The organism is Streptomyces sp. NBC_00669, from assembly GCF_036226785.1.
Lineage (GTDB): Bacteria > Actinomycetota > Actinomycetes > Streptomycetales > Streptomycetaceae > Actinacidiphila.
This window is the reverse complement of sequence record NZ_CP109018.1, coordinates 2855765-2874900: the sequence shown is the minus strand read 5'-3', so window position 1 is coordinate 2874900 and position 19136 is coordinate 2855765. Positions and strand designations below refer to the sequence as shown.

At 67.9% G+C, this 19136-nt stretch carries 8 protein-coding genes; 3 read left to right on the top strand and 5 right to left on the bottom strand.

Going from position 1 to position 19136, the window contains the following annotated elements:
- The first annotated feature begins 382 nt into the window (after positions 1–382).
- Both OG896_RS11490 and OG896_RS11485 read left to right on the top strand, forming a co-directional pair.
- A complete protein-coding gene (locus OG896_RS11490) occupies positions 383–4120 on the top strand; it encodes a LamG-like jellyroll fold domain-containing protein (RefSeq protein ID WP_329364718.1) in 3738 nt (1245 codons plus the stop codon).
- Between the two features lie 151 nt (positions 4121–4271).
- The gene (locus OG896_RS11485) at positions 4272–11009 is read left to right on the top strand and encodes a polymorphic toxin-type HINT domain-containing protein (RefSeq protein WP_329364716.1); all 6738 of its coding nucleotides are present in this window, start codon (positions 4272–4274) and stop codon (positions 11007–11009) included.
- 1167 nt (positions 11010–12176) lie between these two features.
- Here OG896_RS11485 and OG896_RS11480 read toward each other — a convergent pair.
- The 5 genes from OG896_RS11480 to OG896_RS11460 form a co-directional block, all read right to left on the bottom strand.
- Complete coding sequence (locus OG896_RS11480; protein WP_329364715.1) at positions 12177–13079, bottom strand: class I SAM-dependent methyltransferase; 903 nt, start codon at positions 13077–13079, stop codon at positions 12177–12179.
- A 154-nt stretch (positions 13080–13233) separates the two neighbouring features.
- On the bottom strand, positions 13234–13851 hold the full coding sequence (locus OG896_RS11475) for a GTP-binding protein (RefSeq protein WP_329364713.1): 618 nt from the start codon (positions 13849–13851) through the stop codon (positions 13234–13236).
- Positions 13799–14209, bottom strand: a complete 411-nt coding sequence (locus OG896_RS11470; protein WP_329364711.1) for a DUF742 domain-containing protein — start codon at positions 14207–14209, stop codon at positions 13799–13801. Before OG896_RS11470 ends, OG896_RS11475 begins: the two co-directional genes overlap by 53 nt.
- Before the next feature lie 210 nt (positions 14210–14419).
- Positions 14420–14878, bottom strand: coding sequence for a roadblock/LC7 domain-containing protein (locus tag OG896_RS11465; protein ID WP_328469339.1), 459 nt, complete (start codon positions 14876–14878; stop codon positions 14420–14422).
- The gene (locus tag OG896_RS11460; protein WP_443057004.1) at positions 14875–17694 is read right to left on the bottom strand and encodes an ATP-binding protein; all 2820 of its coding nucleotides are present in this window, start codon (positions 17692–17694) and stop codon (positions 14875–14877) included. The genes OG896_RS11465 and OG896_RS11460 overlap by 4 nt, the downstream gene beginning before the upstream one ends.
- Before the next feature lie 367 nt (positions 17695–18061).
- Between OG896_RS11460 and OG896_RS11455 the strand changes: the two genes are divergently transcribed.
- Complete coding sequence (locus OG896_RS11455; protein ID WP_329364709.1) at positions 18062–19033, top strand: ABC transporter substrate-binding protein; 972 nt, start codon at positions 18062–18064, stop codon at positions 19031–19033.
- The last annotated feature ends 103 nt before the right edge of the window (positions 19034–19136 follow it).

Below are 19136 nucleotides of genomic sequence, written 5' to 3'. Positions count from 1 at the left end.
TCTTCCACCGCCGTGGGGGTGTCGCGACCGGGTTGACAGCCCGTCACCGGGAAGGTGGGCAGGGGAGTCGGATCTTCGCCGACGTCCAGTTGACGCGATCTCCCCGCGCTGGCGTCGTCGGATGGGTGGAACTGGGGTGCGCGAGGGACCCAACTTCCGCTTTGCACAAGCCGCCTGACGCAGATTCACCAGAGAGGCCGAACTTGTGACGGACTGGTGAGGGCTCGTGCGAGTTGTGTCCATGGCGTGGTTGTCAGTGGGACTTCGCGTGCTCATTGGAGGGGAATTCATCATCATTTAACCGTCTTCACCCTATTCGGAAGACGTAAGTTGATCTGTCGCGCGAAAGTTCCCCAACTGGGTCCGATCTTGCGAATTCTTGGTGAACGCATGGCGTGGAGTTTGCGTTTCTCATGTAACGATCACCCAGCTAACTACACGGTGCCGCGCAGGTACCGTCTGTGACGTCTGGGGTGGGGCCGGGATGGGGACGTTGGGGCGCGGGCGTATGCCTGCGCGCAGGGCTTGGCTTGCGGCGGTCGCGCTGCTGGTGCAGCCGTTGCTGGTGGTCGGGGCGCATGCGGCGGTTGCTGACGGCTCGTCGGATGTGCGCGCGGGTACGACTGCTGCGGGATCGAACGCGGGCGCGGACTTGTCGCCCGAGCAGGCGGCGTCCCAGAAGGCCGCGGACTCGGGTGACCCGGTGGAGGTGACGTCGGAGACGACGCCGACGGACACGGTGACGGCGCTGCCCGACGGAACGTTCCGGCTGGACGCCTCTCCGGTGCCGGTGCGGGCGAAACAGGGCGACGCGTGGGTGCCGTTGGACACGACACTCCAGGCGGGAGCCGATGGTCTGATCCGGCCGAAGGCCGCCGCGGTGGACGTGGCGTTCTCGGGCGGGGGCGGTTCAACGGCCCTGGCAACGGTGTCACAGGGCGGAACGTCGTACAGCATTTCCGCGCCGTGGTCGTTGCCGGTGCCAACGGTGTCGGGTTCGTCGGCGACGTATTCCTCGGTCCTGCCGGACGTGGACCTGGTGGTGTCCGCGGTGGCCGACGGCTTCACGGAGAACGTGGTCGTCAAGACGCGTACGGCGGCGCAGGACCCGGGGTTGGCGAGCCTGCGTTTCCCGGTGACGGAGCATGGCTTGACGGCGAAGGCGCAGGAGTCCGGCGGCGCCGTGCTGGTCGACGGGCACGGGCGGCCGGTGTTCAGCACCGGCTCGGCGCTCGCGTGGGACAGCGCCACCGGAAGCGACTCCGGCGGCTCGGGTGATTCCGCGGACTCGGTCGGCACGAAGGCGCGGTCCGCCGCGGGCACGCTGGCCGGCCCGGCGGACACGGTGGTCGCGCCGGGGCCCGGGTCGAACACCGACGTCATGGGTGTCGACGTGACCGACAGCGCGATGACGGTCACGCCGGACCCGTCGTTCATGGCCGACCCGTTGACGGTCTATCCGGTGGTGCTGGACCCGCAGACGACGAGTCAGTCGCTCGCGGGGTGGACGGCATTGTGGTCGGGGCAGCCGTCGACGTCGTTCTGGAAGACCACGCACACGCTGGGTGTGGGCTACGACCTGCCCGAGGACACCAAAATCGTGCGGTCGCTGTACCAGTTCGACACGCACGGTGTGGCCGGCAAGAAGGTGCTGAGCGCGACGTTTACCGCGGAGGAGGTGTGGTCCTACAACTGCACGGCCAAAGAAGTGGATTTGTGGCACACCGGGGGGATCTCCTCGTCGTCGACGTACAACAAGCAGCCGAGTTGGATGGGGCACATCGACTCGGTGACGACCGCGAAGGGCTGGTCCTCGGACTGTCCGGGCGGGAACGTGGAGTTCGATGCGACCTCGGCGGTGGCGTACGGCGCGGTGCGGGACGGTTCCACCACGACGCTGGGGCTGCGGGCGGCGAGTGAGTCGGACGAGGGCGCGTGGAAGCAGTTCGCGTCTCCGCATGACACGAAGGCCGTGCTGTCAGTGACGTATGTGTCGCCGCCCAAGACACCGGCACAGTCGTCGCTGAAGCTGGCTTCCCCTTATCTCGCGTGCGGGATCAACAAGGCGGCCGCTGTGAAGATCAGTGACGCGACGCCCGCCTTGTCAGCGGTGCCGCTGTCGGCGGACGGCTCCCAGGCCACGCTGCGGCCGAACTTCGAGGTCCATCAGTACGACGCGTCTGCCGCTGACCCGGTGGTGGGTTCAGGCAGCCCGTCGGCGTGGACGACATCCGGCAAGGCCGGTACGTGGACATCAGGTTCGTTGAAGAACGGCCAGACCTACTGGTTCCGGGCGCGCACGCAGTATCAGTACTCCTACAACGGCACGAACGGGTCGATGTATTCGGGGTGGACAGCGGGGTGCTGGTTCACCATCGACACGTCCCGACCTCCGCAGCCGGCGATCGCCTCCACCTCCTATCCGCAGTGTGCTGCACCTGACGACCCGGACACTTGCCTGCCCAACGGCGGGGTCGGGGTAGCGGGCACGTTCACGATCACCCCAGGTGCCGGCGACGTGGTGTCGTACACATACACGCTCAACGACGAGAAGCCGGTGACCAAGGCATTCACTGCTGACTTGGTCGTAGTGCCCAACCAGGAGCGGGTCAACGCGTTGACGGTGTACACCACCGACGGGGCGGGGAACACCTCGGACAGTGCCTCGTACTTCTTCGACGTGTCCCCTGGCGCTGCCGCGGTGGACAACTGGTCGTTCGACGAGGGAAGCGGCACCACGGGCGCTGACTCAGCAGGTGGAAACACGGCGACCCTGGAAGGTACCGCGGGGTGGAGCGGGAAGGGGCGCATCGGCAGTGCTCTGAGTCTCGACGGTCAGCCCGGCAGCGCCTCGGTTTCCGCGTCCGGCCTGGATACCTCCAAGTCGTTCACGCTCTCGGCGTGGGCGCGGCTGTCCGATCTCACGCAGACATCGGTCGTGGTCTCGCAGGACGCGACGAGCAGTTCCTCCTTTTCCCTGTACTACTCGCCCAGTTATGGGCGGTGGGTGTTCAACCGCAACGCCTCCGATGTCCCGACCCCGACGGTGATCCGATCGATCTCCACCGCGGTGCCCGCGGCCGGCGTGTGGACGCATCTGCTGGGTGTCTACGACAGCACGGCGCAGACGATAGAGCTGTATGTGAACGGTGTGGCCCAGGGCGACCCGGTTGCGTTCACCACGCCATGGAAGTCCACGGGACCGTTGCGGATCGGCGGGGGCCAGTACAACGACAAGCCCGCCAACTTCTTCCCCGGCCAGGTCGACGAGGTCCAACTGTGGGACCGCATTGTGTCTTCGCAGGAAGCCGCCGGCCTTCAGACCATGACGGACCCGGCGACGGGGCTGGCTCGGCAGGCGGCGGCTGCCGACTGGGAACTCGACGCGACGGCGAATGGGAAGTTCACGGACTCGTCCGGGTACGGCCGTGACGCGACGGCCACCAGTGGCGTGTCGCAGTACGACGATGTCGACGGCAACATGGGCGATGTCGTGTCTCTGGACGGCTCATCGGGTTCGTTGTCCACGGCGGGGCCGATCGTCGACGCCCAGGGGGACTTCACGGTGTCGATCTGGGTCAACCTCGATGTGGCGGCCCTCGCGGACACCACGACCGCGCACACGATGAGGATCGCCGGACAGGCCGGAACCACCCGTGACTCCTGGGGCCTGTGGTACACGCAGGCGGCCGGGCAGTCGGAGGGCCGGTGGGTCTTCGGCCGCACTTCCGAGGACTCCACGAGCGCGACCACCACGACCGCGCCGGCGGACGTGACGTCCGGAGTTCTGGCTGATCCGGGGGTGTGGACGATGCTGACTGGGGTGTACGACTCCGCGAACGGCACGATCCAGCTTTACGTCAACGACCAGCAGCAGGACGCGGTGAGCGAGGACCCGAGCGCACAAGGCGCCGGGGCGGGCACGGTCTTCACCACACCGTGGCAGGCGTCGGGCGCCTTCACCATCGGCGGCAACCGTACCGGCAGCGGCACGTTCGGAGCCCCGATGAAGGGCCTGGTGGCGAAGGCCAAGGTCTGGACCGGGTTGGTCGGCGACGTCAGTGACCTGTATCAGCGGGAGCGCCCGAAGGACCCGGACGGAGGGTTCCCGGACGAGTAGGCGCGAGGACTTACGGCACGGCTCGGTCTTGGTTCTGCGGATATCGACGATGTGGAGTTTCCAGATGCGCGGCGTTGGGGCGGGGACGGTCGGGCGGCGGAGCAGGCGCCGTGTTGCCCGGACCTGGATCGTTGGACTTGCGACGGGCGCGGTGACGGCGGCGCTGCTGAGTGTGGCGCCGGCCGTCGAGGCTGCCGGGCATCACAACGTGGCGCTGCCGAAGCCGAAGTACGGCACGGCGGTGCCGTACAAGGCCGTCAAGCGGGTACGGAAGGACCCGGCGCTGGCTGCCGCCACGAAGGCGGCCGCGCTGGCGAAACAGCCGGTGAAGTGGCCGACGTCGACGGATGTCAAGGTCACAGCTCCCGACGTCGGGGCAGCCGGCAAGGAGGCGCCCCAGGCGAAGACCACGACCACGACGGACCCGTCTGCATCAGGTTTGACCGTCACTGTGGCCTCTCATGCTGCTGCGACAGCTGCCGGTGTCAACGGCGCTCTGCTGAAAGTCACCCGCCCCGCCACGGCAACCAGCAGCGCGAAGGTCTCCCTGGACTACTCCGGCTTCGCCAACGCGTACGGCGGCGACTTCGGTGCGCGCTTGGCTTTGGTCCAACTGCCCGCGTGTGTGCTGACCACGCCGCAGAAGGCCGAATGCCGTACAAAGACACCGGTGGCGACGGACAACAATGTGAAGGCGCAGACCCTGTCCGCGTCCATACCTGCGTCGTTGAGCTCGGCGGCAGTCTCCACGATGGTGCTGGCCGCGGACTCGACGGCGAAGTCCGGCGCGGGCTCGTACCAGGCCACGTCTCTGGCCCCGTCGGCTTCGTGGAGTGGAGGCGGCGGCAGCGGTGACTTCTCGTGGTCGTACCCGCTGTCGGCACCTACCCCGGCCGCCGGTCCGTCTCCGAGCCTTGCGATCAACTATGACTCGCAGAGTGTGGACGGGCTGGGCCCGTCGACGAACAACCAGCCCTCCTGGATCGGCGAGGGCTTCGACCTGGGCACGTCGTACATCGAGCGCTCCTACGACAGTTGTGAGGACGACAATGTCGTGCCGGTGAAGTACGACGAGTGCTGGGCGAACGACAACGCCACGCTCATGCTCAACGGATCGGCGTCGCCGCTGATCCTGGACACGAAGTCTCAGCAGTGGCATCCCAAGGATGATGACGGCGAGCGGGTCGTGCGCTCCACGGGCGCGGTCAACGGCGACAACGACGGCGAGTACTGGACCGTCACCACGACCGACGGTACCCAGTACGTCTTCGGCAAGGAGCGCCTGCCGGGCTGGTCCACAGGCGACCCGGTGACCAACTCCACTTTGACGGTGCCGGTGTTCGGCGACGACGCCGGGGAGCCCTGCCACGCCAGTACCTTCGCCGCCAGCGTGTGCACGCAAGCATGGCGGTGGAACCTCGACTACGTGGTGGACACCCACCACAACGCGATGTCGTACTGGTACACGAAGGAGAGCAACTCCTACGGCGAGAACGGCACCACCACCGCGAAGGGCACGGCATACGACCGCGCCTCGTACCTGGACCACATCAACTACGGCCAGACCGACTCCACTTTCTTCGGCAACGCGCCGGACCAGGTGAAGTTCACCACCGCCGAGCGGTGTCTGGTCGTCGACAAGACCGAGCCATGCACGTCACTGACCTCGACCACCAAGGCAGACTGGCCGGACGTGCCGTTCGACCAGGTCTGCGCGGCTGACACCGTCTGCACGAACAACCCGGCACCCACGTTCTTCTCCCGCAAGCGGCTGACCGGGATCACCACGAAGGTGTGGGATGCGTCCCCCGCGAAGCCGGGGTACCGGGACGTGGACTCTTGGGCGCTGGACCAGAGCTTCGTCGATCCGGGTGATGGGACGTCGGCCAGCCTGTGGCTGAAATCGATCACGCGTACCGGTGAGGACGGCGGCACCAAGGCGATGCCGCCGGTGACCTTCGAAGGCACGCCGCTGCCCAACCGGGTCGACACCACGCACGACGACATCGCCGCTCTGGTGAAGTGGCGAGTGAAGATGATCACCACCGAGACCGGATCGGAGATCACCGCCAACTACGACGACAGCGCGGACACCAACCAGACCGGCCAGTGCGTCGCCGGGACGAAGATGCCATCCGCACCGGACAGCGACACGATGCTGTGCTACCCGGTGATCTGGACCACTCCCCAGGGCAAAGTCCAGACGGACTGGTTCCGCAAGTACCTGGTGAAACAGGTCGTGCAATCCGATCCGACCGGCCACGCTCCGAACCAGGAGACCGACTACACCTACGCCAACCCGGCCTGGCATTACGACACCGACAACGTCACCAGCCCCGAAGCGGACAAGACCTGGTCGCAGTGGCGCGGCTTCGGCCTGGTCACGACCACCACCGGCAATGACCAGTCGGTCCGCACGAAGACCGTCGACACGTACTTCCAGGGCATGGACGGCGACAAACGGTCCGATGGCACGACCCGTTCTGCCACGGTGGTCGACTCCAACGGCACCAAGGTGACCGACTCCGACGAACTGTCAGGTCAGACACGGGAAGCGCGGGTCTTCAACGGCTCCGCCGAACTCTCCAGCACCATCATCGACGAGTGGTCGAAGGACACCGGGTCCGACGGCACACGCACTTCCTACTACGTCCGGCCGGGAGTGAGCCACGCCCGAACCGACCGCGCCAGTGGCACTCCGCGGACCGCGACCGTCAGCACCAGCTACGACCCGGCTACCGGTAATGTCACGCAGGTCGACGACGCGGGCGACGATGCCGTCAGCGGCGACGAACAGTGCACCCGTACGACCTACGCGGACAACACCACCGCGTGGATTCGTGACACCCCGGACCGGGTCGAGACCGTCGACGTCGCCTGCGACGCAACGACCAAGCGTCCCGACGACGTGGTAACGGACAATCGCTCGCTCTACGACAACGCGGCGTTCGGAGTCCCGCCCACGACCGGCGAGGTCACCTCGACGCAGCGTGTCTCCTCCTATAACGGCACCACGCCGGTCTACCAGACGGTTTCCACTAGTACTTTCGACAGCCAGGGCCGGGGCCTGACGGTCTCGGACGCCGAAGGGAACACCACCTACACCATCTACACTCCGACCACCGGCGGTCCGCTGACCAGCGTCGTCACGAAGGACGCCAAGCTGTACGGCACCACCACGACCTTCGACCCGGCCCGCAATCTCAAAACGTCCACGGCGGACCCGAACGGCAAGCGCACCGACTTCGCCTATGACCCGCTTGGGCGGTTGACGAGTGTATGGCTGCCGACCCGCAGCAAGTCCGGTGGGCAGAACCCCAACACCACTTATGACTACGGTGTCTCCCCCACCGCTGCCTCGTATGTGCGCACCGGCACGATTCGCAACGACGGCACCAGCTACACGTACGCGTACACGTTCTACGACGCGATGCTGCGGCCGCGGCAGATCCAGGCGCCAGGGCCGAACGGCGGCCGGGTCATCACCGAGACGAAGTATGACTCCCGGGGCTTGGACGTCGAGGACGACGGCGACTACGTCGACGCCTCCGACCCGTCCAGCACACTGGCGAACATCACCTCGACCGAACCCTCGCAGACCCTGACCACTTATGACGGCGCCAGCCGCCCAACGCTGGCGGACTTCTACGCCAACGGCACCTACAAGTGGTCCACCACCACCATCTACGGCGGCGACCGCACCACCGTCATCCCGCCCAAGGGCGGCGTCGCCACCACGAATCTGTCCGACACCGCCGGCAACACCATCGAGACCCGGCAGTACGACGACGGTACCGACAGCGGCCCCTACACCTCGATCAAGTACGGCTACGACGCGAAGAACCGGCTCACCACGGTCACCGATGCCGGGAACAACGTGTGGAAGTACGGCTACGACTTGATGGGGCGTAAGACCAGCACAACCGACCCGGACGCCGGCCCCAGCACCAGCACGTACACCGACCTCGATCAACTCCAGTCCACGACCGACAGCCGCGGCAAGACGATCAGCTACACCTACGATGAACTCGGCCGCAAGACGGGCGAATACGACGCCCCAGCCGACCAGCAGAGCGCCGACAACCAGCTCGCCAAGTGGACCTACGACTCCGTGCAACTGGGTCAGCCCACATCCTCGATCCGCTACGTAGGCGGCTCCGGAACCAGCGGCGTCGCCTACATGTCGCAGGTCGGCACGTACGACGCCATGTATCGACCGGTCCACACCCGAGTGGTTATTCCGTCGGTACCCGGCGAGGAAGCGCTGGCCGGCTCCTACGTCTCCGACTCCGACTACTTCCTCGACGGCACACTCAACGACACCACCGAACCCGCTGCTGGGGGGATGCCGCAGGAGACACTGAAGTACGGCTACAACAGCCTGACCATGCCGGCCACGCTCCAAGGCGCCTACAGCTACGTCCGCGACACCCAGTACACGGAGCTCGGCCAGATCGCGCAGATCACCATGGCCACCGCCAAACAGGTACAGGAGACCAACAGCTACGACATCGGCACGGACCGTCTGAACCGGCAACTGGTTACCGACGACACCGGCAGCGGTGTCGTCCAGGACTCGCACTACGCATACGACGACTCCGGCAACCCGACGATGGCCGACACCCGTACGGACAGCGTCGACGATACCCAGTGCTTCCAGTACGACGGGCACGACCGCCTCACCGCGGCGTTCACCACCGCCGACACCTGGCAGACCACTGGCGCCTGTACCACGGCGCCCACCGATGCCACCCTCGGCAGTGGCCCGGCCCCGTACTGGCAGTCCTACACCTACGACGTGCTCGGCAACCGCAAAATATTCGTCCAGCACGCTACTTCCGCCGGCGGCGCTGATACGACCACCAGTTACGGCTACGGCGCCCCGGCAGATTCCCTCAACGGCACCCAGCCGCACACCCAGACCAGTTCCTCCACAACCACCCCGACCAGCACCACCACCAACTCCTACGGCTACGACGCCGCCGGCAATACCACCAGCCGCGACCTCAACGGCACTACCCAGAACCTCCACTGGGACGACGAAGGCCACCTCGCCTCCGACCAGCTCGCCGACGGCACTACCGCCTCGTACCTGTACGACGCAGACGGCAACCGCCTGCTGACCCGCGACGCCACCGGCACCACCCTCTTCCTCGGCGACACCGAGATCCATCTCGACAAGGACACCACCAACACCTCCGCGACCCGCTACTACAGCTGGCTCGGCCAGACCATCGCTGTCCGTACCACCAGCGGCTCCTTCCAATGGGTCCTGACCGACGCCCACAACACCGCTACCACCCAGATCGACGCCACCACCCAAGCAGCGACCTACCGCCGCACCGACCCCTTCGGCAACGACCGCGGCACTGCCATGGGCCCCTGGGCGGGCGACCAAGGCTTCGTCGGTGGCACCCAGGACGCCACCACCGACCTGACCCACCTCGGCGCCCGCGACTACGACCCCACCACCGGCCGTTTCATCTCCCTCGACCCTGTCCTCGAACTCACCGACCCCCAACAGATCAACGGATACGGCTACGCCGCGGACAACCCCGTCACCGGAGCCGACCCCGACGGCCTCATGCCGTACATCGGGGTCCAGGACGGACCGGGCCCGAAGCCGAAGCCGGCCAAGCCCGGCACCACTCCTGGCGACGGTTACCGCCACGGAACCGGTACCGGAGCCCCCCTCGTCCGCGGTGACGGTCGCTTTGGAGATGTCGACACCAAGCAGCAGTGGACCCAGGAGTGGACGCCCGGAAGCAACGACGCGGACAACCTGACGAGCGACTTCTTTGCCGACAGCAGCAATAATATGGAAAACACCGACTCCTACTGGAACCCGATACGTAGCGAGAACGGTCACATCGTCAATGTCTGCTTCGGACGAACCGCTTGCGCCAGAGCGTACAAACACCTCATCGAGCATCCGCACGACGTGGCGGGCGCCAAAGAGATAGCCGCCAACTACTGCATCACCAACTTCAAAGAATGCGAAGCCGACGCAGATATCCAAGCGGGAGTGGAAGCGTCGATTAATTCCCTGATCCAGATCATGGGCATGATGGATCTGCCTGAAGGAGGAGAACCCGCAGGCACGGGATGCAGCTTCACGCCGACCACCCCCGTCCTCATGGCCGACGGCAAGACGAAACCCATCGCCAAGGTCAAACCCGGTGACAAAGTCCAAGCCGCAAACCCGGACAACGGTAAACACCAAGGCCCTCGCGCTGTGACGGCCACCTGGCTCAACCACGACAGCGACCTCATCGATCTCACCATCGAAACGACCCCCGGCCAAGACAGCGTCCTCCACACCACCTCCAACCACCCCTTGTGGGACGACACTACCCACCAATGGGTACCCGCCGGAAAGCTTACGCTCGGTGACAGCCTCGAAACGGCCACCAACCAACGCGTGCGCCTCGCCGGACGCCAAGTACGCCCGGGCGTGGCCGACATGTACAACCTCACCGTCGACCAGTCTCACACGTACTATGTTCTTGTTGGCTCCCATTCCGTTCTTGTTCACAACGTGGGCGGGAAGTGTGGTACTGGTGGATTCATTCGGAAACTCTTCGCCCGGAGCAAAACTGATGCAGAGATAGCGGATGAAGATTTGCTGGCAAGTCGCGTTCCGGTGAGATTGGGCGACCTGGTAGGAGTGAAGACGCCGGATTATGGAGACAAGGAAAAAGTTAGCGAAATGGAGGGGATGGATGACGAGCGCCTCATAGACGCGATTAACAACCCAGATAGGATGGGGGGAAGTGTTGTCATAAAAGACGGTGAAGTCCAGCAGGGGAATCATCGAATGCATGAGGCGTTGGAGCGTGTGAGAAAAGGGGAAATTGATCCGGATACGATGGTCATGGTAGTTCGATAAATGCGCTGCGTGGTGCGGTTTGGATTGAGGAGGGCGAACGTGAATGCCCGATGGTTCTACCGGATTTTTAATTTCCCGCGCAAGGGGAGGATGGTGATATCCTCCTTGGGGTGTCCCGTGCCGGGGGTCGTATGCGTACCAACGTCGCAGCGACTGACGGAGTTGGTGCGGCTCGCGAATGATCGTGGATACAGCAGAAAGGGTCGAGGAATTGACTTCGGCATCGGGGTCTGGCATGCGCTGGTGCCATTTCTGCTGGAAGGATCGCCCGAGACGTGTTGGATTTGCCTTGTAGTTTCTTTCTCTCAACCCATTGATTTGCAGGGGGGAATGCAGCAGGAGTGCAAATTCTCGCGGCTTGACGTTGCGGCAGGCGATCTGGAAGGACTTCCGCAGGCCGATGATCGGAGCAAAGATCAGATCCTGCATTGGATGACTTGGGAGGCATACAGAGGAAACAAGTAAGGCTGGAGCCTTCCAACGGACAGCAGAAGGAAGAGTAGGGGGCGGCACCTACAGGTTGTCCGGTTTGCCGGTGGAGGCTCAGCGCGGTGGGTGGATCGCACGGAACGGCGCCTGTGATGCCTGCGAGATCGACCTCTCTCGCGATGGCCGGGGCACCGAGCAGGACTTGCAGGTCGCCTATCGGCGCCGCACCTTCGCTCGACGACCAGACTCGCCCCGGCTCCTGGCAGTGTTCACATCCGGCAGCCGTCAGAGCGTACCGCCGATCAGGGAGAAGAACGGATTTCCTTTGTTGCCTGGGCAAAGGGTGAGTTGAGGAGTTCGTGGTGCGCTTCTGCTTCGAGGTCCCGCGTGCGGGTTCGCCCTGGCGGGACACCTGGGACAGGGTCTCGCGGGTTGGTCCGCCTGTCGTCAGGCGAGGATACGGCGATCGGCTTCACCGAGGACGCCGAGGTCGTTCACTTTCGGCACGATTCCGGTCGCGTCGTCATCACCTCATCGCACCGTCAGTGGTGTGTTTCCGTGGCGCGGGAAGAGCTGGTGGACGCTTTCGGCAGCCTCCTGCGGGGGGAGCATGCTCGGTTGACCGCGGAGGTGCCCGGGCTGGCCGAGAACCCGACGATTCAACGGTTCGCGCCGGGGCGGCCGGAGCCGGCGGGGGAACGCCGGGGCCGCGGCGGGGGGTGGGGACAGGGGTGGGGGTCAGGCGGTGGTGATGAGGAAGTCCTCGCCGGTGGAGGGGCGGAGGGCGTCGGGGCGGGCGGTGAAGTAGCGGTGGCACAGGTCGGAGCCGGAGACGTGGTGGGCGGAGGGGAACCCGGCCGTACGGGCCAGGGCGAGCATCTCGTGCGGGGCGTAGAAACTGATGAAGGGGGTGCGGGAGGCGCGCGCGTTCTTGAGGGTGGCCTCGCGGATCGGGCGGTCGACGGGGTCGACGAGTTCGGTGGGGAGCTGGAAGGTCATCGCGAGGGTCGTGCCCGGGGCGAGGGCCGCGATCTGGCGGAGGGTGGCCTCGGTGGCCTCCCGGGTGAGGTACATGGTGACGCCCGCGGAGACGAAGACGGCGGGCCGGGAGCGGTCGAACCCGGCGGTGACGAGCTGGTCCAGCCAGGAGTCGCCCGCCTCGAAGTCCACCGGGACCAGGCGCAGCCACGCGGGGACGCCGTAGCCGAGTTCGTCCAGGCGGCGCCGCTTCCACGCCTGCGGGGCGGGCTGGTCGACCTCGAACACCGTGAGCCGGGCGGCGGCTTCGGGCTCGCGCTGGGCGAACGTGTCCAACCCCGCGCCGAGGATGACGTACTGGTCCACGCCCTGCCCGGCGCGCTCGGCGACCAGGTCCTCGATGAAGCGCGCCCGGGACACGATGGCCGCGCGGAACCCGCGGCTGGCCTCGGGGTCCATGTCGGGACGGTCACGCCACCCCTCTGGAGGGGCCACCAGCCGCAGCCCCACCTCGTCCACGAACACGTGCGGCGGCGCGTCCAGTCGTACGTGCAGCGCGCGCCACAGCGCGACCCGCTCCGCCGAACTCTCGGGCCCGTCAGCGGAGTCGCCCGGGTCGCCCGGGGTGTTCGGCGCGTCGGGTCCCTTCGGCTCGCTCGCCATGCCAGCAGTCCCTTCCGGCGGTTGCCCGGGCTCGTCGCGGTGCGTGCGCGGTGCGACCCCCGACTGTAGGAGCGGCATGCGGGCCGCCGCCACCGCCACGCCGGACGACAGCACCCGGATCAGCCGGCGCCCCCGCTCTCCGTGCGCGCCCCGCTCACGCCTCCGCTCGGGTGAGCGCCACGTCCAGCACGACCAGCAGCGCGTCCCGCACCGAACCCCGCTCCCGCGCGTCGAACGTGATGACGGGGACGTTCTCCGCCACGTCCAGTGCCCACCGCACCTCGTCGAGGGTGTGCTCGACGCGCCCGTCGAAGGCGTTCACCGCGACCGCGAACGGTATCCGGCGGTGCTCGAAGTAGTCGACCGCGGCGTAGCAGTCGTCGAGCCGGCGGGTGTCCACGATGACGAGGCCGCCGAGGGCGCCCTGGACGAGGTCGTCCCACATGAAGCCGAACCGCTCCTGGCCCGGGGTGCCGAAGAGGTAGAGCTTCAGGCCGGCGTCGATGGTGATGCAGCCGAAGTCCATCGCCACGGTGGTCGTGGTCTTGTGCGGGGTGTGGCTGAGGTCGTCCACCCCCGCGGCCACCTCGGTGATCGCCGCTTCGGTGGTGAGCGGCCGGATCTCCGAGATCGACCCGACCGCGGTGGTCTTGCCGACCCCGAACCCGCCCGCGACCACCATCTTCACCGGCAGCGGGGGAGCGCCCCGGCCGGGCGCCTCAGTCGTTGTCACGGAGTGTCCCCCCGGAGTCGGGGATGGTGCGGAGACCATCGATAACCCTTCGCAGTACGGAAACGTCGCGGGCGATGTCGGCGCTCGGAACGTACACCGAAAGGTGGCCGCCCGCCGAAAGGTCCTCGGCCAGCACCCGGACGACGTTGAGGTGCAGCCGCAGCGTGGCCGCGATCTCGGCCACCGACTGCGGTCGGCGGCAGGCCGCCACGATGTCGTGCCGCTCGAACGACATCAGGTCCAGCCGCTCCAACCCGGCCGCGGTCGCCACGAGTTGGGTCTCGACCGGCATCGGCGGCAGGTCCGAGCCGCCGCCCGCCCCGGCCACCCGGCCCGCGGTCACCAGGAACGGCCGTACGGCGGGCGCCCGGTCGACCGGTTCGTCACCGGCACCCATGGGCCTTCACCTCCTCGCGGTGAGCCGTCAGCGGTGTGCGCTCAGCGGCGGCCGGCGCCTCCGGCCGCGCATACGTGAACAGGTGGTACGTCAACTGCCCGTACGCGGAAGCCCGGTACGGCGACTGCCCGTGCCCGCAAGGGCGGTGCGCGTACCGGCCGTACCCGCCCGGCCGGTACGTCGACTGCCCGTACGCGGAAGGCCGGTACGTCAACGGGCCGACGGCGAACCGACGGTGTTCTTCAACTCCAGCACCAGCTCCGGATTGAGCGCCGCCCCGGCCCGGTTCGCGAACACCGTCATCTCGTAGGCGATGTTCCCGAGCTTCGCCTCCTTGGAGGTCACCACGCCCAGGACGGCACCGCTGCCGATCGCCGAGACCAGGATGTGGCCCTCGGCGAGGTCGATGATCACCTTGTTCAGCGGGCCCAGGCCGTAGTTGCCGGCGGCGCCCGCCGCGAGGCTGGTCATGCCCGAGACGATCGCCGCGAGCCGCTCGGAGTCCGCCGGGTCGCGGAGCTGCGACACCGCGATCAGCAGGCCGTCGGAGGACACCGCGATGGCGTCCACCACCCCCGCGGTCTCGGTGGCGAAACGGTTCAGCAGCCAGGTGAAATCGGCTGCGGCGGCCCGCAGTTCCTCGGGCCCGCCACCTGTCGGCGTTGTCACTCTTCGGCTCCTTCCGGGAACCCCGTGTCCAGTGTGGTGCGGCTCTGGCCGGTGTCGGCCGCCGCGGTGTCGCGGTGCGCCCGTTCCACCGCCGCCTCGAACTCGTCCAGCTCGGAGCGGACTTGCTCGGCGTCTGCGGCGGGGCGGTGCGGGTCTGGGGGAGAGGGTACGGCGGGGCCGGCGGCGGCCGGGGCGGCGGGGGCCGCCGCTCCGAGCGTGGTGGCGAGGGTGGCGCCCTTCACGCGGCGCCGCAGCCCGCCCGGCGACGTACTCCCGTGGGCGGGTGTGCCGGGCGCGGCGGGAGTACCCGGTGCGGTGGAGGCACCCGCGGAACCGGGCCCGCTCGCCGCGCCGTTCACCGTCCGTGCGCCGGTCGCGGCGCCGCCCGGCGCTATTGCGTTCCCGTTCCCGTTCCCGGTTCCGTTGCCGTTCGGGGCGGTCCCCTGCCCCGGGCCGAGGCGCCGGACCGGTGCGGCGGGCGCGGACGGCACGGCCGCTGAGCTGATCGCCGCGTTGCGCTGCGGCACCCTGCGGGGGAGCGGCGCGGGCGCGTCCGGGCGGTTCGGCGCCGCGTGCCGGGCGCCGCCGCCGGCCTCCGTGTCGCGGCCCGGCTCCGGGTGCGGGCGGGCCGGGCCCGACTCGGGCACCCGGGCGGCGTGTCGCGGCCCCCGTGCGGCCCGCTCGCCGCGCTCGGCCAGGTCGCCCCGTTCGAGTTCCGCGGCCCCGCCTTCGTACGACCTGCGCCCGGCCCGGCCCTCGGTTCCGGCGCCGGCCCCGTTCCCGGTGTCCAGCCGCTTCCTCGGCTCCGCGAACGGGCTCATCATCAGCAGCAGCGCCGACGGGATCGCCACCTGCGCGGTGACGCCGCCGCCCTGCGTACGGGTCAGCGTGACGCGCACGCCCCAGCGCCGGGCCAGGCTGCCGACCACGAACAGGCCGAGCACCTTCGTGGGCACCAGGTCGAGGCGTTCGCGGCGCACCAGCCGGGCGTTCTCCTCGGCGAGCCGGGCCGCGCTCATGCCCAGGCCGTGGTCGGTGACCTCGATGAGCGCTCCCTCGGAGCGGGCGCTCACCGTCACCTCGACCGGGCTGCGGGCGGGCGAGAAGGCGACCGCGTTCTCCAGCAGCTCGGCGAGCATCAGGGTCAGGTCGGCGATGATGTCGGGCGCGACGGTGACCTCGGTCTCGGCGCTGAGCGAGACCCGCTGGTAGCCCTCGATCTGGCCGAGCGAGGCGCGCACCACGTTGGTGAGCGGGGTGGGCCCCGCCTCCATGCCGGTCTCGCGGATGCCGGCCAGCAGCATCAGGCTGTCGGCGTTGCGCTGGAGCCGGACCGCGAGGTGGTCGATGCGGTAGAGCCGGTCGAGCAGCGCGGGGTCGGTCTCGCCGCGCTCCACCGCGTCGATCAGGGAGAGTTGACGGGCCGTCAGGTTGCTCACCCGGCGGCCGACGTTGCCGAACATCTCCGCGGTGTTGCGGCGGCTGAGCACCTGCCGTTCCAGCAGCGCGGCCGCGGTGGTCTGCACCCGGTTGAAGGCGGCGGCCAGGTCGCCGATCTCGTCGCGCGCGGTCACCGGCATCTCGCGCAGCCGCGGCGGGCTCGCGTCCACCGCGTCGTCGTCGGCGACCCGGGCCAGTTCCCGCCCGGCCACCTCCGCGACCTCGGCGGCCGCCCCGGTGAGCGCCTGCACCGGCCGGATCACCGAGCGGCGGATCGCCACCGACAGCGCCAGCCACAGGACGAACGCCACCAGCGCGCCGGCCAGCAGCCAGGCCGCCCGCCACCACGCGTTGTCCGAGGCGTGGTCGGCCCGGTCGGCGATCTGGCCGATCAGCGAGCTGGTGACGCGCAGCCGGCTCTCCGCCTGCTGCTGGTACTGCGGGTACGCCTGGAGCGCGGAGGTGAAGGCCGCCTTGATCGCCGCCGGGCCGTTGGCCACCAGCGAGCTCGGGTCCACCTGGAGGCCCGCGTACTGCTGCGAGATGGTGTTCCAGGCCGTGCCCTGCTCGATCCCGGCCAGCTCGGCGCTCTGCTTGGAGGTCGCGTAGCGGCCGAACCGGGCCGCCTCGGTGGTGTAGACCTGCTCGTCGCCGACCGCGTGGACGAACTCGATCAGCGCGTTGGCGTCACCGGTCTGCGCGGAGAACACGCTGGTCTCGAAGGAGCTGTGCGCGGCCTCCGCGCGCAGCAGCGAGTCCAGCAGGCTGCCGGTGCGGGTGGTGGAGAGGTTGGTGCTGGTGTCCAGGTCGAGGCCGTCGATCAGGTCGTCCATCGCGGAGGTGTACGCCGGGTCGATGTTGTCGGCCGGCAGGTAGCTCTGCTCCACGGTGCTGCGCAGGCTGCTCAGGCCGTCGATCTCCTTGAGCACCTGCTCCTCGGCGGCCGGCAGCCGCGAGCCGAAGGCGTGGCGGACCGCGGCGACCTGCCGGTCCACCGCGTCCTGCGCGTAGCGGTAGGCGGTCAGCGACGGCCGGCCGCCGGTGGTGGCCGACTCGTAGCGCACCGACAGCAGCAGCGCCTGCTGGTGCTCGGACTCGACCCGGTCGACCAGGGTCGCGACCTGGCGGCTGCTGCGGACCAGCTGGGCGGCGGAGCCCGCGTCCCTGGCCTGGCCGACCAGCCCGGAGATCACGTAGCCGAGCAGCAGGGCGATCACGACGAGGGGGACGCCGAGCAGCACGTCGAGCTTGCGCCGGAAGGGCCGGCGGTCGGCGAAGCGGGCGAGCGCGGATGTTCGGGGCGGACGGTCGCCATCGTGCGGGACTTCCGGTACCGGATGCTCTCGTTCCGGTCCGATCGCTCCGTTCGCGGACACGACGCGCCCTCCTCCGTGACTTTGACCACTTTCGTCACCTTGGTCGGACGGAAGTGGCCGAAAACTCCCCGTGTCAGTCCGGGAATGGTCGCCAACTGCCCGGAGACTACCTCGTCTTGTCGTCCGGCACCTGGCCTGCACATCAAGATCCTGTTAAGTCCGCCCACGCACCGACCTGTGGCGATCCGGTTCCGCCGCAGGTCAGCGCGGTGCCGCCGGGTGCCGGATCGGCGCTTCGCACGCGTCGATGCCAATCGGTGACCAGCCTTCACTTGACTGGGTGGGAAGCGGCTGGATTGGATCGTCACCAAGGCATGTTTCGAACAACGTTGATCATCTTTCGAACACCGAGCCGGAAGCGGAAACCGTGACTACTCGCGAGAACAGCACCTGGTCCAGCCCGAGTTACCTCCGACTGGCCGCCGTGGCGGTCGTCGCTGCCGTGGCAGCGCCCCTGCTGGCGGGCTGTTCCTCCTCCTCGTCCGGCGACAGCGGCAGTGACCCGCTGGCCGGGAAGAAGGCGTCCGGCGGCACCGTGGTCGTCGGCTCCAACAACTTCGCCGAGAGCACCGTGCTTGCCTACATCTACGGCGAGACCCTCAAGTCCAAGGGCATCAAGGTCAGTTACAAGCTGAACATCGGCACCCGTGAGACCACCTACGGGATGATGAAGAACGGCACGCTGACGGTGATGCCGGAGTTCAACGGCGCGCTGCTGTCCTACCTGAACCCCAAGGCGGTGGCCACGACGGCGGCCGCGACGGATTCCGCGATCACCGCGAAGCTCGACCCGAAGCTGACGGTGCTGAAAGACGCCCCGGCCGAGGACAAGGACTCGGTGACGGTCAACGCCGCCACCGCGAAGAAGTACCACCTGACCGCGTCCTCCTCGATCGCCGATCTCGCCTCGATCAGCAAGGACCTCGTGATCGGCGGCTCGCCGGAGTTCCAGACCCGCCAGCAGGGCCTGGTCGGCCTGAAGTCCGAGTACAACGTGGTGCCGAAGTCCTTCAAGGCGCTGGACGCCGGCGGCCCGCTCACCGAGTCGGCGCTGAAGAGCAACAACGTCCAGGCCGCGGACATCTTCACCACCGACCCGACCATCTCCTCCGAGAAGTTCGTCACGCTCCAGGACCCGAAGAGCCTCTTCGGCTTCGGCAACGTGCTTCCGCTGGTCTACAAGTCGGGGCTCTCGCAGGCCGGTGTCGACGCGCTCAACAGCGTGTCGGCGAAGCTCGACACCGCGAAGCTGCTCGACCTGGACACCCAGGTGCAGACCGACAAGAAGGACCCGCTCGCGGTCGCGCAGACGTGGCTGAAGTCCATCGGCGTCAGCTGAGCGGGGAAGGCTGAGCCGGGCCCGGGTAGGCCCGCTTACGCCCGCGTACGAGCCTGAGGACGGTCCCGGGGTGCCGAGCGCACCCCGGGGCGGCCCGGTTCGG